Genomic DNA, 13,595 nt, shown 5'->3' on the forward strand with positions numbered 1-13,595 from the left:
GCGTCATGACACGAATCTGATATGAAGCACCGTATATCTTATCTGGTTTACAGAATAGATCCTACGGTGAATAAAAAAGGATAAAACCTGGTTGCAAGCAACCAGGCCACGTTGTGGACAATCTTTTTTTCCATGAATACCTTCTTTCATCACTGGATCGAGATAAAAGGTGTTTTCACTATAAAAAGACAATAGATTTTCAACTGCTTCTGGACCGCCGGTCCATGATGGAAGCCACTTACTGCAAAGCATTTCTGCATCTTTTAACTCCATGTATCGCTCTCCTTTTGCCTGGCGTTTTTGGTGAATAGAAGACCCTAATTTTTTTGAATTTGTTTTTGAGTCATTTTTTTTGTAAAAAATCTGCAGCTATCGATTATAATTGTAAAGAACAAGGACGGTAAGGAGTGATAAGTATGGGAAAGAAAATTAAAGAAAAAGTATCAAGACATCATAAAAGCCCTTTATGCCGCATAAATAAGCCTGTAGTGCCTTTAAATAATATCAAACAAACGTATGACCGGATTGCCTGTGTTTTTCAAGGAGGCGGTGCATTAGGGGCTTATCAGGTTGGTGCATTTCGCGCAATCCATGAAAAAGGATATCATCCTAATTTTCTGGCGGGAGTATCTATAGGAGCCATTAACAGCGCGATTATTGCCGGGAATCCAAGAAACCAGCAAATTGAAAAATTAACTGCATTTTGGAATACGATTGTACCTAAAATATGGACCGATGTATTTTATGAGGCTGAAGTTCCAAATTTGTTACATCATTTTCATAACCGCGTGGGTGCTATGAATACGATCTTTAATGGTCTGGAGGGCTTTTTTAAACCCCGTCCCTTTCCACCATCGCCGTTATCCTATGATACACCGGATAAACTCAGCTATTATGATACCTCCTTTCTCAAAACAACATTGGAAAGTTTAATTGATTTTGATCGCATTAATGATAAAAAAGTCACCCTCTGTTTGGGAGCGGTTAATGTGGTATCGGGGGAGATGGAGTTTTTTAATAATCAAAAAATTACCATCACTCCTGAGCATATCATGGCAAGCGGCGCACTCCCCCCAGGCCTTCCCGCAGTTAAAATCGGTGATGATTATTATTGGGACGGTGGTATCTATGCGAATACGCCTCTTGTGACAGTTCTGGATGCTCTACCCGAATTGGATACATTATGTTTTGTAGTGGATTGTTTTAGTCTGCAAGGACGATTGCCGCAAACGATGGATGAACTTGAAGAAAGGCAAAAAGACATACGTTATGCCAGTCACTCACGACGACTCACTAATGTTTATACTAGCCGCCAAAACTTGCAAGCGGCTATTCAGTTTCTGGGTGAAAAATTAAGTCCGGAGGCAAGGAAAGATCCTGACGTTCAGAAAATACTCGAATTGGGACATAGCAAACATTTCAGTGTGGTGCATATAATTTATCGGGGCTCTCCCTTTACTCATTCATTCAAAGACTATAACTTCGTTCGCTCCGCAGTTAATTATCGCATGAATACAGGTTATGAAAATGCAATGGAGGTTCTTAAAAATCCTGTCTGGGAAAAAAAATTAGATAAACCCATGCTTTGTTCTATTTACGGCGTACCCCCCGATTATTTTGAACAGCATTAAATGTTGATGAGTACAGGATGACCCGGGCATTGCCCGCGAAATTCCCATCTATCCAGCAGTCTTCAATGAATACTTTCGTGTTGGCGGCGCCGCTGGCACGTAGTCTAGCTGCTAGTGTTATCAGGTATTTTCCTGATTGCGTCTATGAAGAAAAGCGGCAATTCTAAGACTTAGTGCATCAGGAGTATATTTAGCGGAGGAAGCGAGTATTTTACTCATGATACCTGGAATAATAAAAAGTTTGTTTTTCTTAAAGCCTTGATAGGCGGCTTTGGCAATTTGCTCTGTAGATTTTATCCCAATGAAGCCCCTGGCTAAAAAGCTATTCTCCATTCCTGCTTCTTTAAAAAAATCTGACTGAGTAGGGCCCGGACAGAGGATGGAAAGGGTAACTCCTGTTCCTTTTAATTCATAAGCCAGCGCTTCCGAAAAAGAGGCCACATAGCTTTTTGATGCGTAATATGCCGACATGAAAGGGCCTGGTTGAAAGGCCGCAGTAGACGCCACCTGGAGTATCTTGCCCTTGCCTTTGTGAACAAATTTTTTGGCAAAATAATAAGTGAGCATTGTCAATGTTGCCATATTGAGTTGCATCAACGCTTTTAAATACTCGGCATCCATAGAAATGAAGTCACCAAGATAACCTATGCCCGCGTTATTCACTAAACAATCGACTTCTATATTCAGTGTCTCGATTTGATTGATTAAATCATCAGCTGATCCGGGTGTGCTGAGATCCAATACAATGACATTTACTTTGACTGAATACTTTTCTTTAATTTGATCAGCGAGCTCTTCCAATAAATTTTGATTGCGCGCGGTTAAAATTAAATCATGGCCGTGGTTTGCAAACTCCAACGCTAACGCTTTGCCAATTCCTCTTGAAGCACCAGTGATGAGAGTAATCATTTTTTAAAAGTGGTTGAGCATTTTCCCTATTATATATCTATAAGATTGTGAATTCATATATTAATTTAATGGCGTTAGCAGCACTTTAGGGAAAGTTAAATCATGGTTGCAAGCTACCAACCAAGCTCTGTGCTTATCCAGTCTCTTGTATTAGGTCAAACGATTCAACCTGCAAAGTAATAATTTGATTGGATAGTTTCAAAGTGATTCATAAAGCAGTATACTTGCCGCTTTTTTACTCATCATGGTGATTTCAATGACAATATTGGCTGTTTGTGGTCCTGTAGGTAGTGATTATAAGGCGTTCAGTGAACAATGTTATTCTTTATTAAATAAAAAGAACACTACCTTAATTGATAGTTCTGCATATAATTCTATCCATTCATTATTATCTGCTATAGAGAGTGAGCAGGGCGATGTCATCGTTTTTGGGCCAGATATTTTTTTGGATAAAAAATTACGTGATGAATTTGATGTCAAAGTATTTCTTGAATTGGATTCAGATCTGTGCCTGAGTAACTATTTAAAATCATCCATTTCAAGCGATACATTTGATCTGGTAAAACAACTGGAAAATTACGAAAATCAGATTAAACCGCTGAATGAAAAAATAAGAGTCTCGTCCACATTCGCAGCACTGCGCCGTCCACAAACCAGCGCAAATGATGTATTAATTGACCTGTTAATTGATAAAGAAGAGCAAACCTTAAAGCAATACAAAACTCCATCTGCTTTTTTACCCCGAGATATGTTCTGGCAACCTGCATCTTTATCTGTGTTGAAACAAACAAATGATAAAGTGGAAACTCGAAATCAGATGTTTATCTAAAACCAAGCTTATCCTGGTTGCCTGCAACCAGGATTTACCAGATAACTCCTTGCTCAGGGGCTGAAATTATAAGTTAATATCTTGAGAGGTAATATTAATTTCATCTCCAACTTGTCTTGCGACAACAAGAGTATATTCGGGAACCTCAAGCCAAGTAGTTGTGTCCTCAGTCAAAGGTTCAGATGATATAATTATGCTTTTTTTAGTACCTGCTTTCATTTTGTATTCGTTATCATACAACCCATAACTATCGCCGAAGGTATACCATAATGAGTGATAGCCGGAGTGGGCAGAGGGAGATGGATCATCGGGTTCTGGCCATCCATAATCCAGCACAAATCGGGTAGCAGCAATAAATTCGCCATTTGTTATAAATAGATTAACCGGTGAATTAATTTTTATATTTCTTTTTTGACGAACATGATGAAGTATTTTTAAAGTTTCAATAATTGCCTTAATAATATCTTCAGTTTCGTAATTTCCTGCACGATTAGGCAGTTGAGATAAAAAAATAGAATAAATCCATTCGCTATCCGTAGTTCCATGAATATGTTTTTCATATTCAGGATCAATATATTCGAGTAAATCGTAACGCATGAGTTCAAAATCGCTTAACGAGCCATTATGAGCAAGCACCACATTCGAACCTGAAAAAATGAATGGATGTACATTTTGATTTGAGATGATCTGTTTTTCGTGATAAGAAACTCCGCGTAAATGCGCTAATAGACAATAAGGCGAAATTTTAGAGGCGAGGTTATACAGATTACCATCGTAAAAAGGCAACTGCGTTGTCTTGTATAAATAAGGCAATTGGGGGTTTGGTGATGTATGGTCCCATGCGGCCATACCAAATCCTGCCAGATTAAGTAAATGGGACATATATTTGGGATTATAACTTTGTTTGATAAATGAATTATCTGGCTTATAGAGCAGTTCTTCAACCAGGATCGGTTTACCAAGGTAGGTTAATATTCTGCACATATCATGTTACCTATTATAGTTCTCTATGTGGAGTCTTATGTCCAGTTTATAAATGGATTTTTTCAGAGCTACCAGCGAGCTAAAAATTAAATTAAACAGTTTATACCAAAGCAGAGGATTGTTTTCTTTAATCCGTTGTATGGTTGCCTCAGACAACTTGCATAAAACGGTATGTTCGCAGGTAACATATGTAAAATTAAACAATACATTATTTTCAATGCAACCTATGCTGGCAATTAATGTTCCTGGGCCAATCACCGATAGTTTTGCGAGTTTACTGTCTTTTATGATGCAGGATTGAATTGCACCATAAATAACCAGATAGCATGAGGCAGTGTTATCTCCTTCATTGACCAGTTTGCAATTTTTTGGTGCATTCAAAATAATGAAATGTTTGAGTAAGATAGCAATTTCATCTTGAGTAAATGATTTAAGTGCAAGTAGATTCTCTATTTCTCTCTTATTGATATTACTTTCTTCAAAAATAATTTTCTTGGGTTGATTTAATGAATGAATAATTCTTTCAAAAAATGACAAACTCGTCATATCCGAATTAGAAATAAATGAAGTAATGATGTCATGTGTTGTTTTTAAGCTGTTACAAATCTGTTGTGCAACCACCCGTAATATCTTATAACGAGTTTCTGGAAAATCATCAGCAAGCAATTCAAAGTAACTATTTGATATATGGATACAGAGAACTGCATCGGATGCGATAAAGGATGTAGAGGCAGCTGTATTTTCAATAAGACTATTTACCGTAAAAAAATGGCCTGGCTGAAGTATTTCCATATTGGTGACGCCCCCGCTCATTATTTGTGCGGTTATACGCACCGCCCCTTCAAGGATGACATAGATTCCATCGGTTTCATTTCCTTGATGTACAATAGTTTCACCTGCAGTGAATGAAGAAATTTTGGCGTGTTTCAGCAGGAGCTCCAGCTCAATCGGATTCAGAAAGTCACCTATGCTATCGGTCAGCTGCCTATTAAGATTTAACTCGTTCTCATCTGATTCAATCACCATAGTATCCATTGATATATCCTCAGTAATGATATTCTTGCTGATTCATCTCTTCGGACCATATTCTGCATTGCTCTTCAACAACTTTAGGTAAGGAGCCTACTTTTTTCAATATTTGTAGTAGCAAAAAGGAATCATTAATTTTATTGGTTACGTCATCCGATAATTGAGCTACATAGTCAGTATTTCCTAATTGACTCGTATATTTTTTTATTTTCTCAACCGTATCAAATATATCGTCAACAATTAAACCATGTTTCATTGTATAAGGATTAATAAAAGTACCGTCGAAACCATAACGACTGGCCTCAAATCGGTTTTGATTATAGAGATAATATAAATCATTGCTTACTTGCGTGGGCCTTTCTTCTAATAAATAAATGGCCAGAGCTTGAATATAGGCGGTAATTAAAACGACTTTTTTGATGCTTAAGGGAGCATCGAAAACCCTTATTTCAACTGTGCCAAATTCGGGTTTTGGTCTGATATCCCAATAAAAGTCTTTCATGGATGTGACAATACCCAGGTGCCGCATTTTATAAAAATAGTCCGAGAATTCGTTCCAATTGATTAAGTAGGGTATAGCCCCGCTTAATGGAAATGCATTGAACATGATAGAGCGGGATGAACAAAAGTTAGTATTGACACTCTGGTAAAAAGGCGAAGAGGCGGATAGGGCAATTAATTGAGGCACATATCGCGAAAGCGCGTGGGTAAGGTAAAGTGCATTCTCCGAGTTACCGCAGCCTATGTGGATATGCTGACCAAATTCGGTCGCCATTTGGGATAAAAAGCGGTATCGTCTTGAAATATTTTTATACCTTAATGTAGGGAATATCTTCTGCATGGCCCAGCTTTGAAAAGGATGACTTCCACCACCGCACATAGTAATTCCAAGGCTCGATGCTTGCTCTAACAAATAGGCTTTTAATTCAAATAATTCCTGAAGCATGGTTTGTGGCGACAGATGAATCGAGGTATTAATTTCAATCATACTTTGCGTTATCTCAGGTTTGATTCTTACTTGATTCGGACCGGTTTTAATATTTCTAATCAGATCCTTGGCTTTGGAAATTAACGAATAAGATTTCGGATCAATAAGTTGAAGTTCCAATTCAACACCAATTGATCCAACTGTAGATTTTTTAAAACGAAGATTTTTCATAAATCTCCTCGCGAAAATAATTCCTTTTGGTTAATTATAATCTATATAAAGGATGATGCAGCGATTTATTGCTTAGTATTAATGATAATTTTCAGTTTTTGTACACGCTTATTTTGACGTGTATGCGAGTACAACTGCTTGACACGCTATATTTTGTGGTCCACATTGATTATTAATTATTCAATCAAGGATGGTAATGGATACGTTACAATGGTTGGATCGGCTTATCCGTTTCAATTCGATTTCTAAGACTTCGAATTTGGAGCTCATTGAAAGCATTGATAACTGGTTTAAATTACATCACATTTATTCGAAAATTATACCTGGACCGACAGAATCCAGAGTTAATTTATTTGCAACAATTCCTGCAAGAAATAATCAAAAAGAAGGAGGTATTCTTCTTTCAGGTCATACTGATGTGGTTCCTGTAGGAGGGCAAATATGGAATACAGATCCTTTTGTAGCCACAGAGTCTGATAATAAAATTTATGGTCGTGGGGCATGTGATATGAAGGGATTTCTTGCGGTCATTCTCGCTCTTGTTCCCGAGTTTAAAAAGTTGAACCTGTTGAAGCCGATACACTTTTCATTTACCTGTGATGAAGAAATAGGTTGTATCGGCGTGAATTATGTAATTGATTTTCTTAAAAAACATGACATTCGTCCTGAGGGATGTATTGTTGGTGAGCCTTCTAATATGCGACCAATAATAGGCGGAAAATCCAGAAAGCTTTACCATTGTCAGGTACAGGGAAAAGCAGCTCACTCTTCCCTTGCTTTTGAAGGATGTAATGCAATCGAGTATGGAAGTCGTTTAATTTCTTATATTAATTCTATTGCTCGTTATGTAAAAGAAAATGGGCCGTTTGATAATGATTATGATTGTCCATTCAGTACGATAACCGTTAATATTGTTAGTGGCGGCAATGCAACAAATGTAATTCCCGGAGTGTGTGAATTTATTCTTGAAGTGCGTTATATCAATCAATTTCTCATTGAAAATTTTCGCAGTCAAATTGAAAATTATATTCATAATGAGCTGCTGCCTGAGATGAGAAAAACCTACTCCGAAGCAATGATTTATTTTGATGAAACCTCTGATGCATCTGGATTTCGTGCTCTTGAGGACTCATCGATCACGAGGATAGTTCGTGCTGTGACCGGAATACAGGAGCGATTAAAAGTTTCTTATGGAACAGAAGCAGGAATCATTCAAAATGCACATATCCCTACTGTGATTTGTGGTCCTGGTGATATTAAACAGGCACATAATCCAAATGAATTTATAACGATTGAACAACTTAACCTCTGTGAAAAAGTACTAAAGAATGTAATCACTTTTTTCTGTGTAGCTCCCCAAGGGAGTGAAATGTAAACAGATTCAAATTTATTGATTACGAATGCGGTAAAAATAACAAGCCATATCCTTATAGTGCCCTTTTTTATAATACTTCATACCGCATTTTTGCATGACCCTGAATGAAGCAGTATTCTTTCTGTCGGCATAGGCGATGATATATTTTGTCTCGATATTCTCCCTTGCCCAGCGCAAAAGCGCTTTTAATATTTCTGTTGCGTACCCTTTATGCCAAAATTTTTGATGTAAGAGATATCCTACTTTTATTTCTCCAGACTCCAGCTGGTTGAAATAGGATTCCCCTACGAATTCGTCATTAGATAGCTTAAAAATAACAAAACATGGTAAACGCTTCTCTTGGTAATCAACCAGACATTCGTCAATATAATCCTTGATGTCTTTATCGTTTAACAAACCTTCAGGAAAAAACTCTTTAACTGCGGGATCTCTTTCTATACGCTTTAAATGCTTGTCATCCCCTTTTTTAATTAAGCGCAAACCAAGATGCGGGGTTTTTATCAAATAGTTTTCCATAACGTACCTGCATAGAGGATAAATATATATATCTATATCTTAGTACACTAATGATTGTAGTAAATATTTTTTGCTACTTACTATTGGAAGTGTTTACTCTGTTACTTATCTTTGCCCTATTTGCCGTGCTTTATGCACGGGCATCCAGTCGGTTGTGCCTGGATATAGGAGCTGTCTTCTGCGCATAAAGTGTGGAAGGTAAGATACAGCGTATAATCCTGTGAACAAAATGATAGAAAACAAGACAAAAAGAGCTAAAATTAAATGAGGAGCCGAAGGTGTTTGAACGGAATGAAATTTTATTCGATTTTTATCAAAAAATTTAATACCTAATCTTTAAGGAGCATGGAATGCAAACAAATCGCGGTGTTATTTATACCGGTAAAGGAACTGTTCGAGTTGATGCAATCGATTTCCCCAAATTCGTTAATCCTAAAGGAAAAAAAATCAATCATGCAGTAATACTCAAAGTGATATCTACTAATATTTGTGGTAGTGATCAGCATATGGTGAGAGGAAGAACGACAGCTCCAGCAGGAATGATTTTAGGGCATGAAATTACCGGTGAAGTGATTGAAGCCGGATCCGATGTTGAGTTTATAAAAATAGGTGATCTTTGTTCTGTTCCCTTTAATGTGGCCTGTGGACGTTGTAGAAATTGCAAAGAGCAATTCACGGACGTATGCCTCAATGTGAATGACTCGCGTGCAGGAGGTGCCTATGGCTATGTCGATCTCGGCGGCTGGATTGGGGGGCAAGCAGAATATGTCATGATTCCGTATGCAGATTTTAATTTATTAAAATTTCCTGATAAAGATCAGGCTCTAGCAAAAATTCGTGATTTAACGTGTCTGTCTGATATTTTACCTACTGGTTACCACGGCTGTATCAACGCGGGTGTTAAATCAGGCTCAACGGTCTTTATATCGGGCGCAGGCCCTGTTGGTCTTGCTGCAGCTGCTTCTGCATTGTTCCTTGGCGCAGCTGTGGTCATTATTAGTGATGTCAACGAAGATCGGCTAGCTCATGCCAAAAGCTTTGGCTGTCAAACGGTCAATCCCTCTTTGGATGTGCCTATGCGCGAACAAATTCAGCAAATTTTAGGGGTACCTGAAGTTGACTGTGCTATTGACTGCGTTGGTTTTGAAGCGAGAGGTCACGATGCAGATGGAAAAACGATTGAGGAACCTGCTGTGGTTCTCAATCAATTGATGGAGGTAACCCGGGCTGCTGGTGCTATTGGGATCCCTGGTTTATATGTCACAGCAGATCCAGGTGCGGTAGACAAAGCAGCAAAAAAAGGTATTTTAAGTTTGCACTTGGGTACAGGTTGGGCCAAATCATTGTCGTTTGCTACAGGCCAGACGCCAGTAATGAAATATAATTATGGTTTAATGATGGCTATTTTAAACGACCGGCTTCCAATAGCAAAAGCGGTCAATGTTTCTGTTATTACTTTAGATGAGGCACCCCGTGCTTACGTTGAATTTGACCATGGAGCACCAAAAAAATTTGTTATTGATCCTCATAAGTCTTTTTCATAAGTCTATGATCTTAAAGGCGTATTTTTATTGATTATGATCTTATCGCGTGCTCAAAAGGAAAATATGCCACTTGCACAGAACATTGCAGCAAGTTAGCCAAGGCTAACAAGTGCACAAGAAATTATAACAATCGTTCCTGTAATAAATGTTGATTTGTCTAGCTCATAGGAAGACATAGTGTACTTTTGATTGATTATCATAGTACAGCACTCACTTTGTAGCAGTTTGAAAAATTAACTCATGTCATGACTGCGTGTTTTAAGTTGAGAAGGCAGTAAATTGCTCCTATACCTATAGTATAGAGTTTGAGAAAAAGGATTTTAATTATGAAAAAAGTGCATGTAACCGCCAATGAAATTGTAAATGCTGCGCTCTCTCTTGCGGAGCAGACTTCATGGGAGAACGTGAGGCTCTTTGATATCGCCAAACGACTTAACGTTAATCTAGAGGATATTCGTTCTTGTTTCCGTGAAAAGAATGAATTGATAGATGCTTTTTTCGATAGGGCGGACAAAGCAATGTTAGCAAGGGCCGAGCAGCCAGAAATGATAGGGCTAAATACCCCTGAGCGTTTACATAAACTCTTAATGTCTTGGTTTCAAGTGTTGCAAACCCATCGTAATGTTGTGAGACAAATGCTTTGGTCACAGCTGGAGGTGGGGCATATTCATGTGCAATTTCCTGCGCTTTTGCGAGTGAGCAGAACAGTACAATGGTGGAGAGAAGCAGCGCAACGCTCAGCGACTTATTACCACCGCGCTATTGAAGAAACAGGCTTGACACTTATTTTTCTAATGACTATGGCGTATTGGGCACACGACGATTCGAAAGAAGCCATAAATACCAGTCGGTTTTTGCAAAAAAAGCTTTCTCTAGCACATTGTTTAAAGGAAAAAACTAAGGATTTATGCGATCTTGCTCATGGGCGTGGTTTTTCTCGTGAGATAAAATCTGATGATAGCGACATTATATTTCGTTAATTCAGCAAGAGGCTGAATGAACAGTTTTTGGGTCAAAAAAGTGTGCGGTTCTCTTACTTTATCGTGACCTTGCTGAAAATTTCTGCAACAAGATAATCAAGTTGGGAGGAGGTCACATCTTCAAGGTATTCCACTTGTGGTACAGGGATAACATCCACCAGGATTTCACTTGATTTTTTACGAGCCAATTGTTCCTGATATTCATTACTAAACTCTGTTCTTATTTTTCTACTTGCTAATTCATCCATAAATTCTTGACTAAAATCAGCCAACTGTTTCCTGCGAGCAACTTCTTCAAGATATTCCGTGAAAAATTGTTTCTTCAACTTTTCTTCCATTTGCTTTGAGGTGATATCAAGTTCGATACGCTCTGTTCTTGCAGCTACTTGCATGCTGGAATCCACTCCTAAATGCGACGCACCTTTCGCTGTTATAATGCAACGAGGAGCGTTGTTTAGGCCAATGACACGGCCTTTTCCCATACTGCCAGGATCGTAGGTAAAGTGTTGGCCATTGGGCAGAAGCAATCTGCTGCCTTCTGCATGAGGCAAGCGCCCTTCTATCCAGTCAAAAATCTGCTCGGTTGCTTCGTGCCCCCCTCGAAAACCTGATTTTACCTCATACAATTTGAGAATTCTTAAATTGCCTTTTTCAATGACAGCGATTACATCATCAGCAAATAATTTTTCTGGATTGAGTTTCCCATTTTCCATTAATTGAATTTTAAGGCCGCTAATCAGTTTGGCATCGGGTACCGCTTTGCGTATTTCATCAAGATGTTTTAGTTTGATTTCTTTTGAAAGAATTTCCGCTAAATTGCCTTTAAGAACATTGAAACTCCCTTGAGTGACGGTGGCTGTGCGAATTCGATACGTTTTTAATACCTCTTTAGGATTAATGCCGGCAAAAGTAGTTGGAAAGATATCATCAAGCCGCTCTGTAAGTTTTTGGGGTTGCTTGAAGAATTTCGCTAATAATTGCATAGCTTCGTCATCTGACAAGTCCATTGGCCGTGGCACTTCAAAATTATTAATAAGATGCTGTGTTTGTCTTAGTTTATACTTGGCGCGTCTTACATAGTCGCTTCCTAAAAAACCTTTGAGTAGCTTTATTGCCTCAGGATTTCGCGTTTTACCCAGGGCCCATTTGCGGGGGCTTTCAGGGCTTGATTTACCTTTTGTATAGGCACGATAAGCCTCTTGCAGCTCACTATGCATAAATCCCGTGCCATCTACATTGAGTAGCTCATCAACAGTGGGTGGTTCGCTTTTAATTTTTTTATAGATTCTGCTCAGTTCTTCCACTTGTTGCGCGGTCGCTGCAAGCCCTTTCTTGATTCTTTTTTCTGTTTCGCGAATCAATTTCGCATCTTCTGCATTTACTCCACCTTTTTTTATTTTTTCTAGTAATTGTGCTGTTTTTTCTGCTCTACGCCCAAAAGAGCGTCTTAATACGGCAACACTGCGGGCAGCACCGCTTGCGGCGAAGGGAAGCAGTGCTCCGAGACCAAGTATTGCAATTTCTGTACTCGATAGTTTTCGACCGTATAAATCACGGCCGCTATACCAACCTTTGGTAAATTCAGCAATATCAACTACATCCCCAATAGCGGGTATAAAACGAACGGCCAAATCGATGGCCGTTAGCTCAGGACTAAGTACTATCGGTTGAATAATTGGGATTGTCTTCGGATTAAGGTGTTGCCAGTAGGATTTAATCTCATTAAATTTCAGCCCTTGCGTGGGGACATTCGCTATTTTTTCTGTTTCATAAATTTCAAAAAAACTCCCGGCACTTGAGGTTTTTTTACCACCGAGCAATACATTGCCGGGAGTATAATAAATGGGTTCCCGTACTAATTCGATTTTAACAGCGGGTGTTTTCACTATTTCGAGCAGAGGTATATTACTAAATTTATTTCCGCGCTTGGCATCCATGCTTCCTTTTGCATTAATCTGAAAGGCAAATTGTGCATCCGAATGCACTTGATCAACCTGGTTTAACAAATCTAAAAACTCTATATCACCACTATGACGTGGTACGGTTATAATCAAATCCTGCTTTGATTGCTGATGGCGAATAATAATTCCATTACTAAGTGGTGAAAGCGTAAAAAAATTACTGGAGGGTATCGAATACAGATACCACTTCTTAAGATCGCCAACATCTTTACCTTGTGGCGGTTCAGGCGGATTTACTTGGAATTCGCCAAGCAAGTTATGGGTATTAAAATCTGTGCCAATGGTAGGCACGAGTTCAGGATCTTGTACTCTAATGATCTCAATTAAAGGATAAAATGAATTGGCTTCATAAGGCTCAGGTGGATATCCGCTGAACGTAATACTTACGCCAGGCCCTGCTATGATTTTAAAAATGGCATACGGTCGATCAGATGTAGGTTCCAAATATTGATAATAAGCCGGCATTCGTCCTTGTGCCTGTGCGCCACGTAAATCACTTAGCTCAATAACCAGTTTTTTTCCGCTTAAAATATAGACAAAATTTAATTTGATTTTATTCTTACTTATTTCGGCTGAAAAATTTTCGTAAGCAGTCATATCCTTATCCTGTTGTTTGAAAAATCCTTTTTGCGAACTATACTTGTTCATTATGGACTATAAAGTCTCATGATGAGACAT

12 protein-coding genes are annotated in these 13,595 nt (G+C 38.5%); 5 read left to right on the plus strand and 7 right to left on the minus strand.

The features are described 5' to 3' along the window. Positions 1 to 3 precede the first annotated feature (3 nt). Entirely contained in the window at positions 4 to 273 is a 270-nt protein-coding gene (locus tag Lpar_RS05415) for a hypothetical protein (RefSeq protein WP_058516964.1), read from the minus strand. A gap of 143 nt (positions 274 to 416) precedes the next feature. Between Lpar_RS05415 and Lpar_RS05420 the strand changes: the two genes are divergently transcribed. Then, positions 417 to 1,631: a patatin-like phospholipase family protein gene (locus Lpar_RS05420; protein ID WP_058516965.1), complete on the plus strand. Its 1,215-nt coding sequence runs from the start codon at positions 417 to 419 to the stop codon at positions 1,629 to 1,631. Positions 1,632 to 1,751: 120 nt separating this feature from the next. On the opposite strand, the gene Lpar_RS05425 is transcribed toward Lpar_RS05420, so the two are convergent. Beyond that, complete coding sequence (locus tag Lpar_RS05425) at positions 1,752 to 2,540, minus strand: SDR family NAD(P)-dependent oxidoreductase (RefSeq protein ID WP_058516966.1); 789 nt, start codon at positions 2,538 to 2,540, stop codon at positions 1,752 to 1,754. A 256-nt stretch (positions 2,541 to 2,796) separates the two neighbouring features. Between Lpar_RS05425 and Lpar_RS05430 the strand changes: the two genes are divergently transcribed. Next, positions 2,797 to 3,369, plus strand: coding sequence for a nucleoside/nucleotide kinase family protein (locus tag Lpar_RS05430; RefSeq protein WP_082650336.1), 573 nt, complete (start codon positions 2,797 to 2,799; stop codon positions 3,367 to 3,369). A gap of 66 nt (positions 3,370 to 3,435) precedes the next feature. Here Lpar_RS05430 and Lpar_RS05435 read toward each other — a convergent pair whose 3' ends face one another. From Lpar_RS05435 to Lpar_RS05445, 3 genes are read right to left on the minus strand one after another with little or no spacing between them, the layout of a single operon-like run. Continuing rightward, entirely contained in the window at positions 3,436 to 4,353 is a 918-nt protein-coding gene (locus tag Lpar_RS05435; protein ID WP_058516968.1) for a class II glutamine amidotransferase, read from the minus strand. Between the two features lie 6 nt (positions 4,354 to 4,359). Then, on the minus strand, positions 4,360 to 5,388 hold the full coding sequence (locus Lpar_RS05440; protein ID WP_058516969.1) for a Crp/Fnr family transcriptional regulator: 1,029 nt from the start codon (positions 5,386 to 5,388) through the stop codon (positions 4,360 to 4,362). Between the two features lie 10 nt (positions 5,389 to 5,398). Beyond that, positions 5,399 to 6,541: a YbdK family carboxylate-amine ligase gene (locus Lpar_RS05445; RefSeq protein WP_058516970.1), complete on the minus strand. Its 1,143-nt coding sequence runs from the start codon at positions 6,539 to 6,541 to the stop codon at positions 5,399 to 5,401. A gap of 196 nt (positions 6,542 to 6,737) precedes the next feature. On the opposite strand from Lpar_RS05445, the gene argE reads away from it, so the two are divergent. Beyond that, positions 6,738 to 7,916 (plus strand): acetylornithine deacetylase, encoded by a 1,179-nt coding sequence (gene argE, locus Lpar_RS05450; protein WP_058516971.1) that lies wholly within the window; start codon positions 6,738 to 6,740, stop codon positions 7,914 to 7,916. 12 nt (positions 7,917 to 7,928) lie between these two features. On the opposite strand, the gene Lpar_RS05455 is transcribed toward argE, so the two are convergent. After that, entirely contained in the window at positions 7,929 to 8,432 is a 504-nt protein-coding gene (locus tag Lpar_RS05455) for a GNAT family N-acetyltransferase (RefSeq protein WP_058516972.1), read from the minus strand. Positions 8,433 to 8,782: 350 nt separating this feature from the next. Between Lpar_RS05455 and fdhA the strand changes: the two genes are divergently transcribed. Further along, positions 8,783 to 9,976, plus strand: a complete 1,194-nt coding sequence (fdhA, locus tag Lpar_RS05460) for a formaldehyde dehydrogenase, glutathione-independent (protein ID WP_058516973.1) — start codon at positions 8,783 to 8,785, stop codon at positions 9,974 to 9,976. Positions 9,977 to 10,302: 326 nt separating this feature from the next. Then, the gene (locus Lpar_RS05465; RefSeq protein WP_065236067.1) at positions 10,303 to 10,956 is read left to right on the plus strand and encodes a ubiquinone biosynthesis protein COQ9; all 654 of its coding nucleotides are present in this window, start codon (positions 10,303 to 10,305) and stop codon (positions 10,954 to 10,956) included. Positions 10,957 to 11,009: 53 nt separating this feature from the next. On the opposite strand, the gene Lpar_RS05470 is transcribed toward Lpar_RS05465, so the two are convergent. Then, entirely contained in the window at positions 11,010 to 13,514 is a 2,505-nt protein-coding gene (locus tag Lpar_RS05470) for a hypothetical protein (RefSeq protein WP_058516974.1), read from the minus strand. Positions 13,515 to 13,595 lie beyond the last annotated feature (81 nt).

This window comes from Legionella parisiensis (genome assembly GCF_001467945.1).
GTDB lineage: Bacteria > Pseudomonadota > Gammaproteobacteria > Legionellales > Legionellaceae > Legionella > Legionella parisiensis.

What these genes read in the sequence shown, in the direction of transcription:
- Lpar_RS05415 (WP_058516964.1), bottom strand. Translation starts at nt 273, where the DNA reads ATGGAGTTAAAAGATGCAGAAATGCTTTGCAGTAAGTGGCTTCCATCA.
- Lpar_RS05420 (WP_058516965.1), top strand. Translation starts at nt 417, where the DNA reads ATGGGAAAGAAAATTAAAGAAAAAGTATCAAGACATCATAAAAGCCCT.
- Lpar_RS05455 (WP_058516972.1), bottom strand. Translation starts at nt 8,432, where the DNA reads ATGGAAAACTATTTGATAAAAACCCCGCATCTTGGTTTGCGCTTAATT.
- Lpar_RS05430 (WP_082650336.1), top strand. Translation starts at nt 2,797, where the DNA reads ATGACAATATTGGCTGTTTGTGGTCCTGTAGGTAGTGATTATAAGGCG.
- Lpar_RS05440 (WP_058516969.1), bottom strand. Translation starts at nt 5,388, where the DNA reads ATGGATACTATGGTGATTGAATCAGATGAGAACGAGTTAAATCTTAAT.
- Lpar_RS05470 (WP_058516974.1), bottom strand. Translation starts at nt 13,514, where the DNA reads ATGACTGCTTACGAAAATTTTTCAGCCGAAATAAGTAAGAATAAAATC.
- Lpar_RS05425 (WP_058516966.1), bottom strand. Translation starts at nt 2,540, where the DNA reads ATGATTACTCTCATCACTGGTGCTTCAAGAGGAATTGGCAAAGCGTTA.
- Lpar_RS05435 (WP_058516968.1), bottom strand. Translation starts at nt 4,353, where the DNA reads ATGTGCAGAATATTAACCTACCTTGGTAAACCGATCCTGGTTGAAGAA.
- fdhA (WP_058516973.1), top strand. Translation starts at nt 8,783, where the DNA reads ATGCAAACAAATCGCGGTGTTATTTATACCGGTAAAGGAACTGTTCGA.
- Lpar_RS05465 (WP_065236067.1), top strand. Translation starts at nt 10,303, where the DNA reads ATGAAAAAAGTGCATGTAACCGCCAATGAAATTGTAAATGCTGCGCTC.
- argE (WP_058516971.1), top strand. Translation starts at nt 6,738, where the DNA reads ATGGATACGTTACAATGGTTGGATCGGCTTATCCGTTTCAATTCGATT.
- Lpar_RS05445 (WP_058516970.1), bottom strand. Translation starts at nt 6,541, where the DNA reads ATGAAAAATCTTCGTTTTAAAAAATCTACAGTTGGATCAATTGGTGTT.